This is a genomic window from Vibrio genomosp. F10 str. 9ZD137 (assembly GCF_049974785.1).
In the GTDB taxonomy this organism is placed as follows: domain Bacteria; phylum Pseudomonadota; class Gammaproteobacteria; order Enterobacterales; family Vibrionaceae; genus Vibrio.
The window spans coordinates 1-833 of the sequence record NZ_JBNGCJ010001051.1 but is presented as its reverse complement, the minus strand read 5'-3'; the positions used below and the strand labels follow the sequence as shown (position 1 = coordinate 833).

At 46.6% G+C, this 833-nt stretch carries 1 pseudogene; it reads left to right on the top strand.

The annotated features are described in order from the left end of the window. Positions 1-13: 13 nt before the first annotated feature. Positions 14-833, top strand: a pseudogene (locus ACP45E_RS22295) (MATE family efflux transporter); the annotation flags it as partial.

Here is an 833-nt window from a genome sequence, read left to right as displayed (position 1 = left end):
TCTTCCGATCTAAATCCATCAAGGGATTGCTATGGCGCTGCTGATTTCTGTGCCCATTATTATTGTGCTTATGCAGACTCAACGGATTCTGGACATGATGAATGTCGATGCATTAATGGCTGAAAAAACGAACGGCTATATGTTTGCGGTCATCTTTGCGGTGCCCGCTTTTCTACTTTTTCAGGCTCTGCGTAGCTACACAGATGGATTAGCACTCACCAAACCGGCCATGGTGATTGGTTTTATCGGGCTATTAGTTAACATTCCACTTAACTGGATTTTTGTGTACGGTAAGTTTGGTGCGCCCGCATTAGGCGGTGTGGGCTGTGGCGTCGCCACTGCTATCGTGTACTGGTTAATGCTCGCGATGCTACTTTTCTATGTTGTGACGTCGAAACGCCTCGCCCACATACAGCTATTTGGCCAATTTCATCGACCACAACCGAAAGCACTAATTCGTTTATTTAAACTCGGTTTTCCTGTTGCGGCCGCGATGTTCTTCGAGGTCACCCTGTTTGCCGTTGTTGCACTTTTAGTCGCACCATTAGGGGCTCTTGTGGTGGCGGCTCATCAAGTCGCTATAAATTTCTCTTCACTGGTGTTTATGCTACCCATGAGTATTGGTGCTGCGGTGAGTATCCGAGTGGGTCATATGTTGGGACAGAAAAACATCGAAGGTGCGATGATCGCATCTCGTGTGGGCATTATTGTAGGACTTGTACTGGCCGTATTTACCGCTGCGCTAACGGTCGTATTTAAAGAGAACATTGCCTATTTGTATACTGATAACAAAGCGGTTATCACGATTGCGATGCAGCTTTTATTGTTTGCGG